18 protein-coding genes are annotated in these 16,437 nt (G+C 50.4%); 13 read left to right on the top strand and 5 right to left on the bottom strand.

The annotated features are described in order from the left end of the window. The first annotated feature begins 14 nt into the window (after positions 1 to 14). The 10 genes from AAY72_RS02255 to AAY72_RS02210 all read left to right on the top strand — a co-directional run bounded on the left by AAY72_RS02255 (position 15) and on the right by AAY72_RS02210 (position 9,326). A complete protein-coding gene (locus AAY72_RS02255) occupies positions 15 to 950 on the top strand; it encodes a chemotaxis protein (protein ID WP_057785431.1) in 936 nt (311 codons plus the stop codon). A 211-nt stretch (positions 951 to 1,161) separates the two neighbouring features. Continuing rightward, entirely contained in the window at positions 1,162 to 1,962 is an 801-nt protein-coding gene (gene phhA / locus AAY72_RS02250) for a phenylalanine 4-monooxygenase (RefSeq protein WP_057785430.1), read from the top strand. 10 nt (positions 1,963 to 1,972) lie between these two features. After that, on the top strand, positions 1,973 to 2,314 hold the full coding sequence (locus AAY72_RS02245) for a 4a-hydroxytetrahydrobiopterin dehydratase (RefSeq protein WP_008607539.1): 342 nt from the start codon (positions 1,973 to 1,975) through the stop codon (positions 2,312 to 2,314). 132 nt (positions 2,315 to 2,446) lie between these two features. Next, positions 2,447 to 4,009, top strand: a complete 1,563-nt coding sequence (gene tyrR, locus AAY72_RS02240) for a transcriptional regulator TyrR (protein ID WP_008984178.1) — start codon at positions 2,447 to 2,449, stop codon at positions 4,007 to 4,009. A 226-nt stretch (positions 4,010 to 4,235) separates the two neighbouring features. Continuing rightward, entirely contained in the window at positions 4,236 to 5,309 is a 1,074-nt protein-coding gene (gene hppD / locus AAY72_RS02235; protein ID WP_057785429.1) for a 4-hydroxyphenylpyruvate dioxygenase, read from the top strand. Further along, positions 5,302 to 6,432 (top strand): homogentisate 1,2-dioxygenase, encoded by a 1,131-nt coding sequence (locus tag AAY72_RS02230; RefSeq protein WP_057785428.1) that lies wholly within the window; start codon positions 5,302 to 5,304, stop codon positions 6,430 to 6,432. The genes hppD and AAY72_RS02230 overlap by 8 nt, the downstream gene beginning before the upstream one ends. 21 nt (positions 6,433 to 6,453) lie before the next feature. Further along, the gene (locus AAY72_RS02225; protein WP_057785427.1) at positions 6,454 to 7,473 is read left to right on the top strand and encodes a fumarylacetoacetate hydrolase family protein; all 1,020 of its coding nucleotides are present in this window, start codon (positions 6,454 to 6,456) and stop codon (positions 7,471 to 7,473) included. Beyond that, on the top strand, positions 7,470 to 8,111 hold the full coding sequence (maiA, locus tag AAY72_RS02220; protein WP_008984174.1) for a maleylacetoacetate isomerase: 642 nt from the start codon (positions 7,470 to 7,472) through the stop codon (positions 8,109 to 8,111). Before AAY72_RS02225 ends, maiA begins: the two co-directional genes overlap by 4 nt. A 155-nt stretch (positions 8,112 to 8,266) precedes the next feature. Further along, a complete protein-coding gene (locus tag AAY72_RS02215) occupies positions 8,267 to 9,112 on the top strand; it encodes a GAF domain-containing protein (protein ID WP_008984173.1) in 846 nt (281 codons plus the stop codon). Position 9,113: 1 nt separating this feature from the next. Beyond that, a complete protein-coding gene (locus tag AAY72_RS02210) occupies positions 9,114 to 9,326 on the top strand; it encodes a hypothetical protein (protein ID WP_008984172.1) in 213 nt (70 codons plus the stop codon). Here AAY72_RS02210 and AAY72_RS02205 read toward each other — a convergent pair. From AAY72_RS02205 to gloB, 3 genes are read right to left on the bottom strand one after another with little or no spacing between them, the layout of a single operon-like run. Then, a complete protein-coding gene (locus AAY72_RS02205; RefSeq protein ID WP_231728876.1) occupies positions 9,310 to 9,771 on the bottom strand; it encodes a hypothetical protein in 462 nt (153 codons plus the stop codon). The two genes, AAY72_RS02210 and AAY72_RS02205, sit on opposite strands and share 17 nt — an antisense overlap. A 37-nt stretch (positions 9,772 to 9,808) precedes the next feature. Beyond that, positions 9,809 to 11,392, bottom strand: a complete 1,584-nt coding sequence (locus tag AAY72_RS02200; protein ID WP_057785425.1) for a LysM peptidoglycan-binding domain-containing protein — start codon at positions 11,390 to 11,392, stop codon at positions 9,809 to 9,811. Positions 11,393 to 11,447: 55 nt separating this feature from the next. After that, positions 11,448 to 12,215, bottom strand: a complete 768-nt coding sequence (gene gloB / locus AAY72_RS02195; protein ID WP_008984169.1) for a hydroxyacylglutathione hydrolase — start codon at positions 12,213 to 12,215, stop codon at positions 11,448 to 11,450. Between the two features lie 40 nt (positions 12,216 to 12,255). Here gloB and AAY72_RS02190 point away from each other — a divergent pair, with 40 nt between their 5' ends. Further along, positions 12,256 to 13,020: a class I SAM-dependent methyltransferase gene (locus AAY72_RS02190; protein WP_057785424.1), complete on the top strand. Its 765-nt coding sequence runs from the start codon at positions 12,256 to 12,258 to the stop codon at positions 13,018 to 13,020. A 33-nt stretch (positions 13,021 to 13,053) separates the two neighbouring features. Here AAY72_RS02190 and AAY72_RS02185 read toward each other — a convergent pair whose 3' ends face one another. Further along, positions 13,054 to 13,911 (bottom strand): TraB/GumN family protein, encoded by an 858-nt coding sequence (locus AAY72_RS02185; RefSeq protein ID WP_008984167.1) that lies wholly within the window; start codon positions 13,909 to 13,911, stop codon positions 13,054 to 13,056. A gap of 39 nt (positions 13,912 to 13,950) precedes the next feature. Then, on the bottom strand, positions 13,951 to 14,490 hold the full coding sequence (locus AAY72_RS02180; RefSeq protein ID WP_057785423.1) for a DUF2058 domain-containing protein: 540 nt from the start codon (positions 14,488 to 14,490) through the stop codon (positions 13,951 to 13,953). A 104-nt stretch (positions 14,491 to 14,594) separates the two neighbouring features. Between AAY72_RS02180 and AAY72_RS02175 the strand changes: the two genes are divergently transcribed. Together AAY72_RS02175 and AAY72_RS02170 are read left to right on the top strand one after the other, a co-directional pair. Then, the gene (locus tag AAY72_RS02175) at positions 14,595 to 15,929 is read left to right on the top strand and encodes a DEAD/DEAH box helicase (RefSeq protein WP_057785445.1); all 1,335 of its coding nucleotides are present in this window, start codon (positions 14,595 to 14,597) and stop codon (positions 15,927 to 15,929) included. Between the two features lie 229 nt (positions 15,930 to 16,158). Further along, positions 16,159 to 16,371: a cold-shock protein gene (locus AAY72_RS02170; protein WP_008984164.1), complete on the top strand. Its 213-nt coding sequence runs from the start codon at positions 16,159 to 16,161 to the stop codon at positions 16,369 to 16,371. The last annotated feature ends 66 nt before the right edge of the window (positions 16,372 to 16,437 follow it).

The following is a 16,437-nucleotide window of genomic DNA, read 5'->3' as shown; positions in this document are numbered from 1 at the left end:
CCGGGAAGTCTTGCATGAGTAATTTGTTAAACTCGGTAAACCAAAGAATCAATCTGGCCGGGCAGAATCGTTTCGAATTGTTGCTGTTCCGGCTGAATGGGCCGCAGCCATTCGGGATCAACGTGTTTAAGGTGCGGGAGGTGATCCAGTGCCCGCAACTGACCGAGATGCCAGGCTCGCATCCCTGTGTCAAAGGTATTGCACATTTGCGCGGCGAACCGGTGATGGTGCTGGACTTAGCCGAAGCGACCACCGGCAAGGGCATCGGTAAAACCGAAAATGCTTTTGTGATTGTTACCGAGTACAACCGCAGTGTGCAGGGATTTCTGGTCTCCAGTGTCGATAAGATTGTGAACATGACCTGGGAGCAAATTAAACCGCCACCACAAGGTGCTGGTAAATCACATTATCTGACTGCGGTTACTGAGATAGAAAATAAACTGGTGCAGATTATTGATGTTGAAAAAGTTTATGCTGAAATTATGCCCGTTGATGAAGAGGTTAGTGATGATACCAAGGCCAAATCGCAGGGTTTAGCCTTGGATAAAATCCTGGTACTGGTAGCGGACGACTCCGCTGTAGCGCGTAATCAGATCAAAAGAGCGCTGGACAGTATTCAGGTTAAATCCGAGTTGGTTAAGGATGGTCAGGAAGCGCTGGATTGGTTAAGGAATAAAGCCAAAGAATGGGGCGAGACAATGACGCAGCGCGTACCGCTGTTGATTTCAGACATAGAAATGCCACGGATGGATGGTTATACGCTGGCAGCAGAAATTAAAGCTGAGCCGGCACTGCGCCCGATCCATATTATTTTGCACTCTTCGTTAAGCGGGGTGTTCAACGAGGCGATGGTGAAAAAAGTCGGCGCCGATCAATTTATTGCCAAGTTTCACCCGGATGAATTATTGACTGCCGTCAATCATTGGTTGGCAGCAAGTCAGCACGCTTAGTCCTGCGGGGCAGCATTGCCCCCGTCATCACCGTGAAAAGCGATTAGGGTGTAATGCTTTTGTTACACTTTAGCCGTGGCTTTTTCCGGGACCAAAGATTAACACCGTCGTCACTATCGTCTAGTATCCGCTGCATCGGCTCCCTTTTATAAAAATCAAAATACTGAGCCAGCAGCCCTGTGCTGTTAACGATCAAGACAACAGGTAGTGTATGACTAAGACCAGTAAATATGTGTCGCGCCAATCGGATGCCAACGGCATTATCCATTGGAGTGATGAAGAAAATCAGATTTGGCACGAGCTGATCACCCGGCAATTGGGTGTGATCGAAGGTAAAGCCTGTGATGAATATATGGCGGGGTTACAACGCCTGAATTTACCCACTGATCGCATTCCGCAATTGGAGGAAGTCAGTAAGGTATTGCGTGCAACCACTGGCTGGGAATGCGCTGAGGTGCCGGCATTGATTAGCTTTGATCGCTTTTTTGAGTTGCTGGCCAATAAGAAATTTCCGGTAGCGACCTTTATTCGGAGCCGCGAAGAATTTGACTATCTGCAAGAGCCGGATATTTTCCATGAAATTTTTGGCCACTGCGCGATGTTAACCAACCCGGCCTTTGCAGAGTTTACCCATATTTATGGTCAGCTTGGTTTAGCGGCGAATAAGCAGGATCGGGTGTATCTGGCCAGACTGTACTGGTTTACCATTGAGTTCGGTTTGCTGCAAACGCCGGACGGGCTTCGCATTTATGGTGGCGGTATTCTGTCATCGCCGGGTGAAACCCGTTATGCGCTGCAATCCGAGCTGCCAGAGCGTAAGCCGTTTGATGCCTTGGATGTACTGCGTACACCTTACCGTATTGATATTATGCAGCCGATTTATTTTATGATTAACCGCATCGATGATCTGTTTGATATCGCCCATCTGGATCTGATGGCGTTGGTTGAGCAGGCGCGCGCCCTGGGTTTACATGCCCCGAAATTTCCCCCTAAAGAAAAGCAAGCAAGCTAGGAAACCAAGCATGACCGAATTAACTGCAATGAAATGTGAAGCCTGCCGTGCTGATGCACCAAAAGTATCAGAGGCCGAGTTGCCGGAATTAATGCGCCAGATCCCGGATTGGACGCCTGTGGTCCGTGACGGTATCTTACAGCTGGAACGCGAGTACAAATTTAAAAACTTTAAACAAGCTTGGGCTTTTCATAATAAAGTGGCCGAAATGGCGGAAGCAGAAGGCCATCATCCGGCGCTGCTGCTGGAGTGGGGCAAGCTGACCGTAACCTGGTGGTCGCACTCGATCAAAGGCCTGCACAAGAATGATTTTATTTGTGCGGCTAAGACGGATGCGCTGCTGGCAGCCTAAGCCTACTTTCTTATTGTAACAGGACGCCCGGTGCGTCCTTTTTTGTTCATAATTCTTTACAAAAAAACTGGTCTGTCTGCTTTAATTTACCGTATGATGCTGCATCGGTCAGGCCAGAGGTGTAAGGCGGCTATGCGTTTAGAAATTCAGTGTCAAAATCGATTAGGGTTGGCGCAAGATGTACTTAATGTACTGGTTAGCTATCAGCTCGATTTACGGGGGATAGAAGTTGACCCGTCGCTTAATAAGATCTTCGTTTCCTTCCCAACCGTGAATTTTGAGCAGTTCCAGGAATTGATGGCCAGGATGCGCCGCATCCAGGGCGTGGAGGATGTGAAAACCACCGCCTTTATGCCGTCTGAGCGCGAACATAACGAGGTGATGACGCTGCTTCGTACCCTGCCTGATGGTTTGATTGCCATTGACCTGAAAGCCAATGTCACCGTGATCAATGAAGCGGCATTAGAAGCCTTGTCGGTGAGCTATGACGCCATTGTCGGTCAATCGCTGCAAGGTATGGTAAAAGGCTTTAATTTCCAGCGCTGGCTGGAGGGCGAGGATGTACTGGCGCAAACCCGGCGTTTGGAAATTCATGGCAAACGCTTTATTGCCGATATTTTGCCGGTATTGGTGCCGGATGAAACCGGCCAGGACATTTTAGCCGGGGCGGTAATTAACCTGAAATCGGAAAGCCGGCTCGGTCAGCATATGATTGCCTTTAAAAAAGGCGATGCCGAGAGCTTTAACAGTATACAGGCCAGCAGCAATACCATGCGCAAGGTGGTACGGGAAGCCCGGCGCATGGCGCAGCTTGATGCGCCCATTTTAATCGTCGGCGAAACCGGCACCGGTAAAGAATTGTTGGCGCGGGCCTGTCATGCCGCCGGTGGCCGCAACGGCAAACCCTTTTTAACGGTACCCTGTGCCTCGATGCCGGATAATGTGGCCGAGTCAGAGCTGTTTGGTTATGGACCTAATGCCTTCCCCGGCACGGCTGAGGGTAAGAAAGGGATCTTTGAACAAGCCAATGGCGGCACGGTGTTTCTCGATGAAGTCGGTGAGATGTCACCGCAACTGCAAACCAAATTACTGCGCTTTTTGCAGGATGGCAGTTTCCGCCGGGTGGCAGAAGAAAAAGAAGTGCGGGTCGATGTGCGGGTGATCTGTACTACCCAGAAAGATTTACCGGCGATGGTGCAGGAGGGTAAATTCCGTGAAGATTTGTTCTACCGTCTGAATGTGCTGACGCTAAGCATACCGCCGCTACGTGAGCGCAAACAGGATGTGCTGCCGCTGGCAGAGTTCTTTATTGCCCGTTACGCGGCACGACTGGGGCGTAAAGCGCCGAAACTGACCGATAATTGCAGCCAGTTTTTGCAGCAGTATCCGTGGCCTGGCAATGTGCGGCAGCTGGAAAACGCGTTGTATCGGGCCGTTACTCTGCTGGATGGTAATGAGCTGGAAAAGCAACATCTGCAGTTGCCAAGCTATACCAATGACTTTGGTTACCTGGAGCAGGATTTTGATGGCACCCTGGATGAGGCGGTAAAACGGTTTGAGGCCAATTTACTACGTAAGCTGTTTCCGGCTTACCCCAGCTCACGGCAGCTGGCGAAAAAGCTCGGTTTAAGCCATACCGCGGTGGCGAATAAACTGCGGGATTATGGTATTAGCCGGAAGACTGTAAAAATTTAATTACGCTTTGTGCTGACTTCTATACGCTATTTTGGCCGCCGCTGCGCAGTGGCGGCCTTTCCATTCATGTCGCTGCCGCTAAATTAGCCACTGTATCACTAATTTTACACTTGTCAGGTCAGCGCCTGATATCGCAACAATAATGCCGCCTCTTCCTTTTTTCTGGCGCTACCGCATGATAGCGCTCAAGCGCTTGGCGCCATAAATAAAAGACAGGAGTAGACACATGACCGATATGATTAATCCGCTGGGTACCGATGGTTTTGAATTTGTGGAATATACCGCAGCCGATGCCGAGGGCATTCAGAAGCTAAAAGACTTATTCAGTTCACTCGGTTTTACTGAAGTGGCGAAACATCGCTCGAAAGAAGCCTGGCTGTATAAGCAGGGCGATATCAACTTTATCATTAATGCAGAACCGAACTCTCAGGCGGAAGAATTCGCCCGTAAGCATGGCCCGTCAGTTTGTGCCATGGCATTTCGGGTAAAAGATGCGGCTGCGGCGCTAAAACATGCTCTAGCCAACGGTGCCAAAGAATATAAAAATCAGATTGGCCCGATGGAGCTGAATATTCCGGCCGTGTATGGTATCGGCAGTAGTCTGCTGTACTTTGTTGATCGCTATGGTGCCAGCTCAGTCTATGATATCGACTTTAAATACTATGATAACTGGCAGGTCGAGATGGCCAAGCATGGCGTGGGTCTGGAAGTGCTGGACCACTTAACGCATAACGTGATGCGCGGTAATATGAACCTGTGGGCTGGTTTCTATGAGCAGATCGGTAACTTCCGTGAAATCCGCTACTTTGATATTGAAGGCAAGTTGACCGGCCTGGTATCAAAGGCGATGACCGCACCTTGTGGCAAGATCCGTATTCCAATTAACGAATCTTCTGATGATAAGTCACAGATTGAAGAATTTATCCGCGAATACAAAGGTGAGGGCATTCAGCATATTGCCCTGACCACCGACGATATCTATCAAACGGTACGTACCTTACGTGAACGCGGCATGGACTTTATGCCAACGCCGGATACCTACTATGCCAAGGTCAATGAGCGGGTTGAAGGCCATACTGAAGATCTGGAGCAGTTAAAAGAGCTGCGCATTTTGATTGATGGCGCACCGATGAAAGACGGTATTTTGTTGCAGATCTTTACTAAGACGGTCATTGGCCCGGTGTTTTTCGAGATTATCCAGCGTAAAGGCAACGAAGGCTTTGGCGAGGGTAACTTTAAAGCTTTGTTTGAGTCGATTGAGGAAGATCAGATCCAGCGCGGAGTGCTGAGCAATGCGTAAATGGGCGTCCTTTCCATTAAAAGAAGGTGATGTATCACGTCAGGCGCATGCCGATTTCCCCGAGCAGGCGATTTACGAGCGGGAAACCGGTCGTAGTGGCTTTTTCGGTCCGGCTACGCATTTCCATCACCGCCATGCACCAACCGGTTGGAGTGACTGGCAGGGGCCACTGCGTCCCCGCTTGTTTGATTTTAACAACCTGGAAGTGAGTACCGACTCACCCTGGGCAGTCCCTTTGCTGCTGCATAATGCGCATTGTAAATTCCGCACCTGGCGCTTGAGCGATAAGATGACGCGGCTGGTGCGTAATGCTGACGGCGATGAGTTACTGTTTATCCATGAGGGCAGTGCCGAGCTGTATTGCGATTATGGTCATCTGACCTTGCGCGATGGCGACTATGTGGTCATTCCACGTTCCACCATGTGGCGGTTAGAGCCGCTGGAGCCATTGCATGTGGTATTGATTGAAGCCACTAACGACAGCTATCAGCTGCCGGAAAAAGGTCTGGTTGGCAATCATGCGATCTTTGATCCGGCGATGCTGGACACCCCGAAAATCGATGCTGCCTTTAAAGCTCAGTACAGTGAGGAAAGCTGGCAGGTTGAGGTAAAACGCCATGGCCAGGTGTCAGTGATTACTTACCCCTATAATCCACTGGATGCGATTGGCTGGCATGGTGATTTAGCCGTGATGCGGATTAACTGGCGCGATATCCGGCCCTTAATGAGCCACCGCTATCATTTACCGCCATCAGCCCATACGACTTTTGTCGCGCAGCGCTTTGTGGTCTGTACCTTTGTACCCCGGCCAATTGAAAGCGACCCGGGCGCGTTAAAGGTGCCGTTCTATCATAATAACGATGATTACGATGAAGTGCTGTTCTATCATGCCGGTGATTTCTTCAGCCGCGATAATATCGAAAAAGGCATGGTTACTTTCCATCCGGCTGGTTTTACCCATGGCCCGCATCCGAAAGCCTTTCAGGCGGGGTTAGAGTACCGGAAAAAGTTTACCGATGAAGTCGCAGTGATGCTGGATACCCGGGATGCGCTGGAGGTTGGGGAGGCGGCCCTGGCTACCGAAAATCCGGACTATGTGAATAGCTGGAAAGTTAAAGCCTGAGCGCTCAGTTAAGGAATTAAGATGAAGTTAGCAACGTTAAAAAATCAGACCCGTGATGGGCAGCTCGTGGTAGTAAGTCGTGATCTGAGCCGCTGTATTGCTATTCCGCATATCGCTGTGACCATGCAGCAATTATTGGATCATTGGTCCAGCCTGGCGCCGAAGGCGGCTGAAATTTATCAGGCATTAAATGCCGGCACAGTACCGGGTGAGCAAGTTTTTGTGCAGGCCGACTGTGAGTCGCCACTGCCGCGTGCTTATCAGTGGGCAGACGGCAGTGCCTATGTTAACCACGTCGAGCTGGTGCGTAAGGCGCGTAACGCTGAGATGCCGGAAACCTTCTGGACCGATCCGCTGATGTATCAGGGCGGATCGGATGATTTTATCGGCCCGCGCGATCCTATTGCTGCCGTCAGTGAGCAGCACGGCATCGACTTTGAAGGTGAAGTGGCGGTGGTGACGGATGATGTCCCTATGGGCATCAGTGCCGAACAGGCATTAAGCCGGATCCGGTTACTGATGCTGGTCAACGACGTATCGCTGCGCGGTTTGATCCCAAATGAACTGGCCAAGGGCTTTGGTTTTTTCCAATCCAAGCCGGCATCCAGTTTTAGCCCGGTGGCCGTGACGCCGGATGAATTGGGTAAATATTGGCAGGGTGGGCGCTTGCATCTGCCACTGCTGTCGCATTACAACGGCATTGCTTTTGGTAAACCCAATGCCGGCCTTGATATGACCTTCCACTTTGGCGAGTTGGTCGCACATGCGGCGAAAACCCGCAATCTGGGCGCCGGTGCTATTATTGGCTCGGGTACGGTATCGAATAAGCAAGGTACTGCCTATGGTACCTCGATTGAAGAGGGTGGCGTCGGTTATAGCTGTATCGCCGAAATCCGGATGATTGAAACCATTCGTGATGGCAAACCCAGTACCAACTTTATGCGCTTTGGCGATAGCATCCGGTTGGAAATGCTGGATGAGCAGGGCCAGAGTATTTTTGGTGCCATTGACCAGCAAGTGGTGGAGTATCAGAGACAATGAAACTCTACAGCTACTGGCGATCTTCTGCCGCTTATCGGGTGCGGATCGCCCTGAATCTGAAGCAGCTGAGCTTTGAAACCATTCCGGTGCATCTGCTCAAAGACGGTGGTCAGCAGCATAGCAGCGCCTATCAGGCGCTGAATCCGGCTGAACTGGTACCAACCTTGGTCGATGAGCAAGGTAGCCTGAGTCAGTCACTGGCGATTATCGAGTATCTGGATGAAACCTATCCCGAGCCGCGCCTGTTGCCGCAAGAGCCGTTCGCCCGCGCTAAAGTGCGGGCACTGGCGCTGGATATCGCCTGTGATCTGCATCCGTTAAATAATCTGCGGGTGCTGCAGTATCTGACGGGTGAGCTGGCGTTGGATGAAGCGCAAAAGCTGCGCTGGATCCAACATTGGCTGACACTGGGCTTTAATGCGCTGGAGCAGAAGCTGCAGCATACGGCTGGTCAGTATTGTTATGCTGACGAAGTCAGTTTGGCGGATCTGTGTCTGGTGCCTCAGGTTTATAACGCGCTGCGTTTTAATGTCGATCTCAAGTCCTACCCGCTAATCCGTCAAATAAACCATAACTGTTTGCAGTTAGCGGCTTTTGCCTTAGCCGCGCCCGAACAACAACCGGATGCCCAACTGTAAGATTATGCAGCTCTGGCGCTGGTTGTTTTTCAACTGGCGACAGTCAGGGCTGCTGATTGAATACTGACAGTGGATCCGTTAAGCTGACGTGCCCCGATGTTACGGTGATAAGGGCTGTGGTATAACGATCTGAGGCAGGGAGTGGCGAGGACAGGATGACGGCAGCAGACTATTTTCAGTGGTGGCGGCAAGCACCTTTTGCAACGGCGTTGTTTCAGACCGCAATGCAACAGACGGAGCCGAGTCAATTCGTCGATGCTAATGCCGTATTTAAGATTGTTACAGGCTTGACGGAGCAACAGTTGCAGCAAAGTCAGGCCGTGCAGTTTACACTGCGCGCACTGTATTTCTCTGCGAATACGGGCTTTTACTACCAGGTGAATAGTCATGCGCCTGAACCCGGCTATCAGCTAGTCACTATGCATCAGTTGCCAGATGTCGCGATTTCACGCCAACAAGTGCCTCTTCGCGGTGCCGATCGCTTAACGGCGGTATTACTGGAATTAACCCAGCGCTTTGTTGGCGTCACAGCAGAAATGCTGGCGCCACTGTTGCAGCAAACGTTGCAAGAGTTAGGACAAGCAGTAGCAGCCGATCGGGTTTACATTTTCGATTATGACTTTGTGTTGCAAACCTGTTCCAATACTCACGAATGGTGCGCACCGGGCATCATGCCGGAAATACAGTCATTACAGCAGGTGCCTTTGGCAGCTATTCCGCAGTGGGTGAGTACCCATCAACATGGCCGAGAAATGTACATTCCAGATGTTCCCTCCTTGCCCGACCGTGATGCACTAAAATTAATTTTGCAGCCACAAGGTATAAAAAGTTTATTAACCTTACCCATTCGTGATGCTGATGGTGTGCTCGGCTTTGTTGGCTTTGACTCAGTAAGACACTATCATTACTACACTGAGCAGGAGCGGTTGCTGCTAAGTGTATTTGCCCGGGTGTTGGCGAATTTAAAGCGGCAGCAGCAGCGTTGGCAGCGGGAGGATTAAGATGTGGCACTTTCCCAGACGGTGGGCTAACAGGGCGTTATGTTATGCCGGTATTTTCGGTATCTTGTTTCAGTTAACTGCTGCGGTACATGCCTGGTGGCATGCCATCCCTTTACCTTATTTCTGGTTAATGCTGATTGCGCCGGCGCTGTGTCTGTTATCTGGGTTGTGGCCGCCGTTACAGCCACAGCGCGAGGCTAACGACGAGGCTTAAACATACTTTTAACCTGCACTTCAGCAATGCCTTGTTCATTAAAAACGAAATTTATCTGGCCCGGACCACGGCTAAAATAGAAAATCTCATCGTTAAGTTGCACCACATAACGTCCGCGTGCAGCGCGGGCTTGAGGGTCGCGGCGCAGCGTGATCTGATAGCCGGCAATCTCTAATGTAAAGCCGTTTAGCGGCTGATTAGCAAAATCCGTCACCCAAACATCCTGATCGTTTTGTAAGATCAGCGCCAATGAATATTTCTGTAATGGCGCGTTGAGCCGGGTCTGTTGACTGCCAACGCTAAAAATATAACTGCCTTGTTCACGGATTAACTGCATGGGAAAAGCTTGCTGCTGCTGTTGCCCATCGGCAAATTGCAGCGCAAGTTTTCCCTCGACACTAAAGTCGGCGAAGACTTTAGTGCTCAGTAACAGCAGTAAAACCAAAACGCTAGCTGCTATGCAATTTTTCATCATGGTGCCGTTATACCGCGCTGGCATCAACCAGCAATTTTAACTGTTGGCCTGGTTGTAAATAACGCTCTGTATTAATGTTATTCCATTTTACGATATCCGCCACTGTTACACTGAATCTTTGTGCAATCTTGGCCAGAGAATCCCCGGGACGAACCCGATAGTTCAGCGTTCTGGTTTGAGCCGCCAGTTCTGATGCCGCAGTGCTGAAAATGGATAATTTTTGACCTTCCCGCAGGCTGGCACTGGCGCTGAGTTTGTTCCAGTTTCGCAGTTGCGCGACTGTAACATCAAATTTACGGCTAAGGTCCCACAAGGTGTCACCACGTTGTACTAAATGTACAATTTCTGTAGCTGTTGCCGGGGACACCGCTGCCGGACGCTGTGCCAGTTGCTGGCTGGCGTCGCCCGCTCTGGGGATCAGTAAGCTCTGGCCAATCCGGATGGTGTTGCCGCTTAATTTATTCAGGCGTTGCAGCTCAGCAACACTGATTTGATAGCGCTTGGCTATAGCACCTAGTGTATCGCCGCTTTTGACCTGATAGGGTTGCCATTGCATCAGTTTATCTGCAGGTAGCTGCGCCAATTGCGCTGAGAAGTGTTCTGCCTTGTCCAATGGCAATACCAGTTGATGCGGACCGCCAGGAGCCGTTGCCCACTGGCTAAATCCCGGATTGAGTGCTTGCAGATCGGCGACACTGATCCCGGCCAAATCTGCGGCGACACTCAGATCAACCTGATTACCGACGTCAACTACCGCAATTTTTGGTTCATTGGCAATAAACTTCCAGACAATATCAAATTCTTCCGGCCGCTGTAAGATATCGACCAGTGCCAGTAAACGAGGGATATAAACCGTTGTTTCACTGGGTAGATCTAATGACCAGAAATCGGTGGGCAAGCGGCGTTTCTTATTGGCCTGAATGGCGCGCATAATCCGGCCTTCACCAGCGTTGTAGGCGGCAATCGCATTAAGCCAATCGTGTTCCAGCGTGTTATACAGGTACTGCAGGTAATCCAGGGCTGCGCGGGTTGATTGGATTACATCCAGTCGGCCGTCGTACCAACTATTTTGCTGTAGCCCAAAACGTTTACCGGTCGCCGGCATAAATTGCCACATGCCTGCGGCCCGCGCTGGTGAAAAGGCATAGGGATCAAAAGCGCTTTCCACAATTGGCAGCAATGCCAGCTCAAGCGGCATTTGCCGTTTTTCTAACTCTTCAACGATAAAAAATAAGAAAGGTTGTGCCCGGCCGGCTACCCGATCCAGATAACCCTGATTATCGGCATAAAAATTACGTTGTTCAACGATGGGGCGGGTTTGTGGCACTTTAAAGGTGAGTTGCGTCTGGATCCGTTGCCACAAATCTTCTAATTCGGTGGCTTCCAGCAGTTGCTCTTCACTTAGGCCTGCTGTCCACAGTCGTTCCGCAATTTGTTCGGCAGAGGCGGTATTACGATGAAAGTCAGCTGTTTTGGGTTTTACTGCGGGCTGCACTGCAGTAACAGCCGTGTTATCAGAGTCAGACCCTGTCGTGCTGACACAGCCAGTAAGCAGTGCCAGCAATACAACGGCAGAGATTCTTACAGTCATAACATGGTTCCAAATGTAAAAAGACGATATTACCTGTCTGACCAGACATTGCAAGTCAGGATTTAAACTGATCTTTGGCTCGTCTTAAGTAAGTAAACAAAGCCAAAGCCGAGTTTTGATTAAATTTCCGTTGTAGCTTACTGTTTTCACAGCGTAAAAACGGATTTAGTTTTTTCTCGGTAGCCATTAACGCTGGCAGCGTTGGTTCAGATAAGTGTCGTTTTTGTTGGCATAAGTTAAGGTACAACTGCAAATCGACATTTTCTGGTTCAACGCTAAGCGCAAACGCAATGTTGGCGAGGGTATATTCGTGAGTACAGCAGATTAGCGTATCGTCCGGCAGTGCCGCCAGGGATTGCAAAGACTGATACAGCTGCTCTGCGGTCCCCTCAAATAAGCGGCCACACCCAACGCTGAACAGAGTATCACCACAAAACAGAACGGGCGCTGAATAAAAACCAATATGACCTGCGGTATGGCCGGGAAGGTCGAACACCTGGCACTGCCAGTTTAGCTCAGGTACACTTAGCAGGTCTCCGCCGGACACTAGCTGTTCAAGTCCTTGAATTCTGGATTCTTCTGCAGCGGGGCCGATAATCCGGCAAGCTGGGTAGTGTTGTTTTAATTGCCGGATACCGCCGGTATGATCGGCATGATGATGAGTAATGAGGATCGCCGCAGGTATTTTTTGTTGTTGCTGCAGAAACGGGATCACGGCTTCAGCATCACCCGGATCGACAACCAGACAGTAGGGGTTGTGTTGCTCGGTCAGAACCCAGATATAATTATCATTAAAGGCAGGTAGCGGGATCAGTTCTGGCATTTGAAGGCTCCATGCATCGCAAAGAAGGCTGCACCTTAACATGAAACCGGCATTACGTGAAAATCAGCTGCACGCGCCGAAGCACTGGCAAAGTTTCCGGCAGGGACCGGCCTTGGCCGCAGCATTAGAGCAGCAATTGGCACCCTGGTGGCAGCAAATCTTTGGCTATTATTTGTTAAAAGTTGGGGATCTCAGCTGCCAACTTAGCACGCCGGAATGCCGGGTGCGTTATCAGTTACGGCTGGGCTCTGCCAGTATTACCCCTGATGTTGTGGCAGAGCCGGATGCGTTGCCGATCTCTTGTAGTAGTGTCGATGCGGTATTGCTCAGCCACTGCCTGGAGTTTCAGAATGATCCGCATCATGTGATCCGTGAAGCACACCGGGTGCTGGTCGCTGACGGCTATTTGTTGCTCAGTGGCTTTAACCCACATAGCTGGTTAGGGTTATGGCGCTGTTTACCTGCGTATCAGCAGCAATTGCCCTGGCAAGGACACTTTTTTAGTGCTGCCAGGATCAAAGATTGGCTACACCTGATCGGTTTTGAAGTAATGGCTGAACAGCGATTTTTTTGCAGCGCCATGCTGGCACAAGAGTTTCGGCAGAATAGCTGGCAGAAGTTTAATGAGCGTTTCCTGTCTCTGTTTGCCTCCAGTTACTTATTAGTGGCACGCAAAAGAGAATTACCGCTGACGCCAATCCGCCCGAAGTGGCGGGTACAAAGCAATTTTACTGCGGCGCAGCAGGGGATCCGTGCCCGGGAAACATTACCGCTGCCAGAGCAAGCACTACCACGCCAGCAATAGCGAACGTGGTAGTGCAGAAGGCAGGACCAGGTATTACTCAGTTAATTGCGTCAGGCTATATCCCTGGTCAGCAAGCAGCTTTAGTAAACCATCTTTGCCCGGCAAGTGCAGGGCGCCAACCAATACCATCACATTATTTTGTTCCAGCGTGGTGAGGGTTTGCATCCAGGCATGATTACGTTTGGTCAACAGAATGGCTTCCATTTCCGGATATTGCTGCATTTCGGTTAAAAATAGCTTGTCCAGAGCGGCAACATCGCCGCTGCGCCAGGCCGCGATCATGTCATCTAACATTGCGGCAATCTTATCGATATCTCTTAAGGCAGAGCTGATAACTTCATCAGCATCTAACTGGTTCATCGCATCCAGCACCGCCAGATGTTCGTCCAGGCTTTCTAAACCGCCAAGCGTTTTATTTTGTTGCTGGCCCAATTGCCAATAGTGCATATCGACCCCGGTACCTGCAGCGCCAAGGCGTTGTAATTCCAATACCGACATTGTCATCGCCGCAAAAGCCGGCTTAAACTGCAATAAAGAATTCAGTGGCCATTGCCGTTTTTCAGCTTCCGCTTGCAATTTCGCCAGCACCTCAGCCGACAGTACCTGTTGCAGGCTTTGACCGGGGGCATAGGTATTCCGTGACATCAATTGCATCATCCCTTGTTGTTGCGTCATGGCTCCCAAATCCGTTTCAAACAGCAGACTGTTGCTGGCGTTAAAGGCTGTGTCATAAGCTTTCGGCAGAGGATAGTCGCTTTCACTTAACAGGTGCACGGTGCCGGCCAAATAGAAGGTTTTATCACCCTTACTAACTTGCCACACCGAAGCTGCAGACAGCGCCTGGCTGACGAAGAACAGCAAGATAAAACTTAAATGAATTATTGACCGCATAGTGTTGCTCCTTTAATTAGCGGTAAACCGTACCCGGCTCTACCACATCAAGTCATCCGGGATCTGATAAGCAGCATAGGGATCATCCTCGGCTGCCTGCTCGTGCTGTTGCCGGCTATTCAGCAAAATAATGCTGTCGGGTTGACGCTGCTGGATTTTTTCGGCGATTTGCGCCGGAACCAGTGCATATTGCTCGCCCAGCCGGGCAATGGCTAGTAAACCACGGGTTAACTCGCTATGCAACTTATCATTAACGTATAGCCGTTTCACCAACTTGCCATCAGTAAAATTAAAGGCCACTTCACCACTCATCTTAATCTGATTGCTTTCAATCAGCTGTTTCACCTGGGCGGCAATGGCTTTTTTCTGCAGTTCAGCCTGCTTTTGCCGGTTTAGCTCCTGATCCCGGGCGACCTGTTCCTGGCGACGTTGCTCGGCGAGAATACTAGCTTCATTAATCACTTTTTGATTTTTTGGTGCTTGCACCCGTTGTTGATGCTGCTGCTTTTTTACAGTTTTTAGTTTTTTGGCATCAGCCAGGCCAGCTTTTAACAATTGTTCTTTCAGGGCATTACTCATCTTTAATTCATCTCAGTAGTGCGTTAGGTGGCGCTATACTAGCGCGATGGGCGGGCACAGACAATTAGGGTATACTAGGCGCCAGATTTTTGGAGACAGATATTTTGCAATTTCAGGATATGGGGCTGGACCCGCGTTTGCTGCGGTCTGTACAACATTTAGGCTTTGCCCGGCCCACCGAGATCCAACAGGAGGCTATACCGGCGGTAATGGTTGGGCGCGATCTGCTGGTCTCGTCCAAAACCGGTTCGGGTAAAACGCTGGCGTATTTGCTGCCGATGATGCAGCGGTTGTTAAAAAGCCGGGCATTATCGAAACAGGATGCGCGGGCGCTGATCTTAACGCCGACCCGTGAGCTGGCGAAACAAGTCTACGCCCAGTTACGACTATTCGTGGCTAATACCCCGGTGACTGCCGTGCTGCTGGTGGGGGGCGAGAATTTTAATGATCAGGAAAAGCTGCTGAAACGCCAGCCTGATATTATTGTGGCCACGCCCGGCCGCTTTGTTGATCACCTCGAGCATAAGTCGGTATTTTTACAGGGCCTGGAAATGCTGATCCTGGATGAAGCGGATCGGATGCTGGATCTGGGTTTCTTACCGCAACTGACCATCATTAATAAAGCCGCCGATCATCGCTTACGGCAGACCTTGTTGTTTTCCGCCACGCTGGAGCATACCGACTTAGATGCGTTATCACTGGCGCTGTTAAAAAATCCGTTTCGGGTTAGTGTAAATAGCGGGCACGAGCTGCACAGTGATATCAGCCAGCGCTTCTATTTTGCCGATCATTTAACGCACAAAGAAGCGCTGCTAGCGAAGTTGTTACAACAGGAAAGCCTGAAGCAGCTGATTATTTTTACCGCAACCCGCGATGACGCCGGCCGGCTGGCCGAGTTTTGTCAGCAAGCCGGTTTGCCCGCTATTGGCTTAAGTGCGCGGCTGAATCAGGCACAGCGTAATAAAGTGATGCAGGATTTCGCCAGCGGCAAGTATCAGGTGTTGGTAACGACTGATTTGGCCTCGCGCGGTCTGGATCTGTTGCAAGTATCACATGTAATCAATTTTGACCTGCCGAAACATCCGGAAGAATATGTACACCGCATCGGCCGTACCGGCCGGGCCGGTGCCAAGGGTACCGCAATCTCGCTGGTGGGGCCGAAGGATTGGCAGGCACTGCAAAAAATCGAAGCCTTCTTACGACGGCCGGCAGAATTCAGTACCCTGGAGGGGCTTACAGCGCGCTTTAATGGTCAGCCGGTAGTTAAGATGGCGCCGAAGAAAGCCGCACAAACTAAGCTGACTAAGCCAGGTGCTGGCAAGGCAACACGGGTAGTGGCAAAACCTGAAACCAGCCCAACTGCAACAGCCAAACGTTTCTTTCAGGGCGGCGACGATGGCAGTGCACCGGTGCGGCGGAAAAAAATTCAGCCAGAGTGATTATTTTTTCAACATCTGCTGCTACACTCAAAAAGTGACATAGCAAAACTTGCCATGTCGCCGGTACGGCCTGTACAGCAACGAAAGTTCTGTTCGCTCCGGTATTTATGTTGACCACAGCATCAGCGCCACTGATAATGAGGTTGAATATCTATCAGCTCGATTACCTGGCCGGTAATATTTAAGACGCCGGAGCTCCGGCAAACTTTTGTTTAAGTAAGAGAATGTTATGTCACAGTTAATTTCTGGTACAGTGAAGTGGTTCAACGAGGAAAAAGGTTTTGGTTTTATCGCCCGTGAAGGCGGCAAAGACGTGTTTGTACACTTCCGCGCCATCAACGGCACTGGTCGTAAAACGCTGGTTGAAGGCCAGAAAGTAACTTTCGAAGTTACTGAAGGTCAAAAAGGCCCACAGGCTGAAAACGTCACTGTTACCGGTTAATTAGTCTCGTTTTTGTAAAAGAGCCGGCCTAGCGCCGGCTTTTTATTGCGTGCGCCGGGCATGGCG

This window comes from Alishewanella sp. WH16-1, assembly GCF_001441695.1.
Classification (GTDB): domain Bacteria; phylum Pseudomonadota; class Gammaproteobacteria; order Enterobacterales; family Alteromonadaceae; genus Alishewanella; species Alishewanella agri.
Note: the sequence above shows the minus strand (reverse complement) of the source record. Positions and strands in the feature narration are given on the sequence as shown.

Excerpts from the sequence above, each read along its gene's own strand:
- AAY72_RS02190 (WP_057785424.1), top strand. The coding sequence starts at position 12,256 with ATGAAACCGGCATTACGTGAAAATCAGCTGCACGCGCCGAAGCACTGG.
- AAY72_RS02180 (WP_057785423.1), bottom strand. The coding sequence starts at position 14,490 with ATGAGTAATGCCCTGAAAGAACAATTGTTAAAAGCTGGCCTGGCTGAT.
- AAY72_RS02245 (WP_008607539.1), top strand. The coding sequence starts at position 1,973 with ATGACCGAATTAACTGCAATGAAATGTGAAGCCTGCCGTGCTGATGCA.
- AAY72_RS02200 (WP_057785425.1), bottom strand. The coding sequence starts at position 11,392 with ATGACTGTAAGAATCTCTGCCGTTGTATTGCTGGCACTGCTTACTGGC.
- AAY72_RS02185 (WP_008984167.1), bottom strand. The coding sequence starts at position 13,911 with ATGCGGTCAATAATTCATTTAAGTTTTATCTTGCTGTTCTTCGTCAGC.
- gloB (WP_008984169.1), bottom strand. The coding sequence starts at position 12,215 with ATGCCAGAACTGATCCCGCTACCTGCCTTTAATGATAATTATATCTGG.
- maiA (WP_008984174.1), top strand. The coding sequence starts at position 7,470 with ATGAAACTCTACAGCTACTGGCGATCTTCTGCCGCTTATCGGGTGCGG.
- AAY72_RS02255 (WP_057785431.1), top strand. The coding sequence starts at position 15 with ATGAGTAATTTGTTAAACTCGGTAAACCAAAGAATCAATCTGGCCGGG.
- AAY72_RS02225 (WP_057785427.1), top strand. The coding sequence starts at position 6,454 with ATGAAGTTAGCAACGTTAAAAAATCAGACCCGTGATGGGCAGCTCGTG.
- tyrR (WP_008984178.1), top strand. The coding sequence starts at position 2,447 with ATGCGTTTAGAAATTCAGTGTCAAAATCGATTAGGGTTGGCGCAAGAT.
- AAY72_RS02230 (WP_057785428.1), top strand. The coding sequence starts at position 5,302 with ATGCGTAAATGGGCGTCCTTTCCATTAAAAGAAGGTGATGTATCACGT.
- phhA (WP_057785430.1), top strand. The coding sequence starts at position 1,162 with ATGACTAAGACCAGTAAATATGTGTCGCGCCAATCGGATGCCAACGGC.
- hppD (WP_057785429.1), top strand. The coding sequence starts at position 4,236 with ATGACCGATATGATTAATCCGCTGGGTACCGATGGTTTTGAATTTGTG.
- AAY72_RS02210 (WP_008984172.1), top strand. The coding sequence starts at position 9,114 with ATGTGGCACTTTCCCAGACGGTGGGCTAACAGGGCGTTATGTTATGCC.
- AAY72_RS02215 (WP_008984173.1), top strand. The coding sequence starts at position 8,267 with ATGACGGCAGCAGACTATTTTCAGTGGTGGCGGCAAGCACCTTTTGCA.
- AAY72_RS02170 (WP_008984164.1), top strand. The coding sequence starts at position 16,159 with ATGTCACAGTTAATTTCTGGTACAGTGAAGTGGTTCAACGAGGAAAAA.